The organism is Azospirillum sp. UFLA03-27 (assembly GCF_059803775.1).
In genome coordinates this window covers 1-3,417 of sequence record NZ_JAUQTX010000413.1, presented here as the reverse complement: position 1 = coordinate 3,417, position 3,417 = coordinate 1, and the positions used below count along the sequence as shown (strand labels likewise).

Genomic DNA, 3,417 nt, shown 5'->3' with positions numbered 1-3,417 from the left:
GCGTATAATCGTCGGCAGCGTCAGATGTGTATAAGAGACAGCCCTAACCCTCCCCCGCTGACGCAGGGGAGGGGATGAAGGTTACCCCCGCGCCCGCAGGTAGGGGGTCATGCGCCACTCCGCGTAGCGGATCAGGCGCGAGGCGATGAAGTTCAGCAGCAGATAGATGCTGCCGGCCACGATGAACACCTCGAACACCGCGAAGCTCTGCGCGATGATCTTACGGGCGATGCCGGTGATCTCCAACAGCGTGATGGTGCTGGCGAGCGAGCTGGCCTTGACCATCAGGATCACCTCGTTGCCGTAGGCCGGCAGCATCTGGCGGATCGCCACCGGCATCATGATCCGGCGGAACAGCAGCGTGCGCGACATGCCGCAGGCCCGCGCCGCCTCGATCTGGCCCTGCGGCACCGACAGGATGGCGCCGCGCAGGATCTCGCTGGTGTAGGCGCCGGTGTTCAGCGTCAGCGCCAGGATCGCACACCAGAAGGGCTCGCGCAGGTAGACCCAGAGGAAGCTGCTGCGCACCAGCTCGAACTGGCCCATGCCGTAATAGATCAGGAAGATCTGCACGAGCAGCGGCGTGCCGCGGAACACGAAGACGTAGGCGGCCATCAGCCGCTCGGTGACGCGGTTGCCGTACAACCGCAGCAACGCCACCGCGAAGGCCACGCCCGCGCCGAACAGCAGCGCCAGCCCGACCAGTTGCAGGGTCACCGGAACGCCGCGCAGGAGGGTGGGCACGCTGTCCCACATCAGTTCCCAGTTCATGGGTCAGGCCCTCCGCACGCCGCGGTTGGCGTAGCGCTCCGCCCGCTCGAACGCCACCGTGGAGACGGTGGTGAGCAGGAGGTAGAGCACCGCCGCGGTGGTGTAGAACAGGAACGGCTGGCGGGTCGACCCCGCCGCCACATGCGACACGCGCATGATCTCGGCCAGCGCCGTCACGGAGATCAGCGCCGTGTCCTTCAGGGTGAGCTGCCAGACGTTGCCGAGCCCCGGCAGGGCGTAGCGCAGGGTCTGCGGCACCAGGATGCGGCGCAGGATCAGCCAGCGCGACATGCCGCAGGCGCGCGCCGCCTCGATCTGGCCGTGGGGCACCGCCTGGACCGCGCCGCGGATCACCTCCGTCGAATAGGCGCCGGAGATCAGACCGACCGCCAGCACGCCGATGGAGAAGGCGTTCAGCTCGATGTAGCCGTCGTAGCCGAACACCCGGCCGACGGCCATGACCGCGCCGCTGCCGCCGAAGAACAGCAGGTAGATGACCAGCAGTTCGGGAACGCCGCGGACGACGGTGGTGTAGACCTCCGCCACGCCGGTGAGGGCGAGATTGCGGCTGAGCTTCGCCGACGCGCCGAGCGAGCCGAAGACGAGGCCGAGGACGAAGGCCGACACCGACACGGCGACCGTCATCGCGGCCCCGCCGAGAAGCTGGCCGCCCCACCCGTTCGGGCCGAAGGAGAGAAGTTCGAACATGCGCTCCGAAATGGGCTCCGAAAGGGCTCCGAACCGGGTTCCCCTCCCCCCGCGACGGGGAGAGGGGACATCCCTTCACATGATGGCCGGTTGCTTGATCGACCGGTTACTTGATCGAGATGTCGTAGCCGAAGTGCTGGGTGCTCAGCTTCGTGATGGTGCCGTCCTGGTTGGCCTCGGCGATGGCCTTGTTGAACAGCTCCTTCAGGTCGCCGTCGGCCTTGCGCAGGCCCACGCCCACGCCCTTGCCCAGCACGCCGCGCGCGAAGGCCGGGCCGAACAGGGTCATGCCGTTGCCGGCGTCGGCCTTGAGGATGGCGTCCACCGCCGAACGGTCGCCGAAGATGGCGTCGACGCGGCCGGCTGCCATGTCGATGCCGGCGTTGTCCAGCTTGTCGTAGGTGCGGACCGCCACCTGCGGCAGAAGCTTCTCCATGAAGTTCGCCTGGATGGTCGAGGTCTGCACGCCGACCGTCTTGCCCTTCAGCGCGTCGGCCAGGGCGGCGATGGCGGCCTTCGGGTCGTCCTTGGACAGGTCGTAGCGCTCGCCGGGGAAGGTCGCCTTGGCGAGCGGCGAAGTCTTCATGGTGCCGAACATCGACGGTTCGGTGCCGTAGGGGCCGGCGAAGGCGATGACCTTCTCACGCTCGTCGGTGATCGACATCGCCGCCATGATGGCGTCGTACTTGCCCTGCTGGATGGCCGGGATCATGCCGTCCCAATCCTGGGCGACGATCTCGCACTCGGCCTTCATCTTCTTGCAGAGTTCCATGGCGAGGTCCGGCTCGAAGCCGACCAGCTTGCCCGACGGGTCCGTCGCGTTCCACGGGGCGTAGGCGCCCTCGGTGGCGATGCGGATCTTCTTCCAGTCCTTGGCTTCGGCGGCGGTGCCGGCAACCGCCACGATGGCGCCGAGCGCCAGGGCCGCAACGATCTTCTTCACGGGAAAACCTCCTCTGTTCTGATGCCCTTATGGATGGCTCTTATGCTCGGGCAGGCTCTGAGGTTTACGGTTTTACAGCGCCAGTCAAGGGAATTGAGAGCGCCCTTCTCGCGCGACCGATTCAGCCGCCGCCGGACAGGTGGCGCGACAGGAACTGTCGCACGCGGTCCGATTCCGGATTGACCAGAACCCGGTCGGGCGGCCCCCGCTCCTCGATGCGGCCCTGGTGGAGGAACACCACCTCCGACGCGACCTCGCGGGCGAAACCCATCTCGTGCGTCACGAGAATCATGGTGTTGCCCTCCTCGGCGAGCTGGCGGATGACCAGCAGCACCTCGCCCACCAGTTCGGGGTCGAGCGCGGAGGTCGGCTCGTCGAACAGCATCACCTTGGGCTGCATGGCCAGCGCGCGGGCGATGGCAGCGCGCTGCTGCTGCCCGCCGGACAGTTGCACCGGGTAGGACTCGGCCTTGGCCAGGATGCCCACCTTGTCCAGCAGCTTGCGGGCGCGGTCCACCGCCTCCGCCTTCGGGACGCCCAGCACATGGACCGGCGCCTCGATGACGTTCTCCAGGATGGTCATGTGGGTCCAGAGGTTGAAGCTCTGGAACACCATGCCCAGCCGGGTGCGGATGCGGTCCACCTGCCGGGAATCGGCGGGGACGGTCTGGCCGCCGCGCGCCTTCTTCAGGCCGATGGCCTCGCCGCCGATGACGATCCGCCCCTCGTCCGGCACCTCCAGCATGTTGATGCAGCGCAGGAGCGTGCTCTTGCCGGAGCCGGAGGAGCCGATCAGCGTGATGACGTCGCCTTCGCGCGCGGTCAGGGAGACGCCCTTCAGCACCTCCAGCGGACCGAAGCGCTTGTGGACATTCTCGACGAGGACGGCTTCGGGGGCGTTGGGATTCGTGGGCGGGTGTCGGTGCATGCGGGGCTCTGTCTCTTATACACATCTGACGCTGCCGACGATTATACGCGAGTGTAGATCTCGGTGG

The 3,417-nt window shown here is 67.2% G+C and carries 4 protein-coding genes; all 4 read right to left on the bottom strand.

Features of this window, described 5'->3' with window-relative positions:
* Positions 1–81 precede the first annotated feature (81 nt).
* The 4 genes from Q4I23_RS31640 to Q4I23_RS31625 all read right to left on the bottom strand — a co-directional run bounded on the left by Q4I23_RS31640 (position 82) and on the right by Q4I23_RS31625 (position 3,350).
* Positions 82–771, bottom strand: coding sequence for an ABC transporter permease (locus tag Q4I23_RS31640; RefSeq protein ID WP_145701347.1), 690 nt, complete (start codon positions 769–771; stop codon positions 82–84).
* Between the two features lie 3 nt (positions 772–774).
* Positions 775–1,479 (bottom strand): ABC transporter permease, encoded by a 705-nt coding sequence (locus Q4I23_RS31635; protein ID WP_498528849.1) that lies wholly within the window; start codon positions 1,477–1,479, stop codon positions 775–777.
* A 106-nt stretch (positions 1,480–1,585) separates the two neighbouring features.
* Entirely contained in the window at positions 1,586–2,422 is an 837-nt protein-coding gene (locus Q4I23_RS31630; protein ID WP_114857878.1) for a transporter substrate-binding domain-containing protein, read from the bottom strand.
* 121 nt (positions 2,423–2,543) lie between these two features.
* The gene (locus Q4I23_RS31625) at positions 2,544–3,350 is read right to left on the bottom strand and encodes an ABC transporter ATP-binding protein (RefSeq protein ID WP_014238681.1); all 807 of its coding nucleotides are present in this window, start codon (positions 3,348–3,350) and stop codon (positions 2,544–2,546) included.
* Positions 3,351–3,417: the final 67 nt, after the last annotated feature.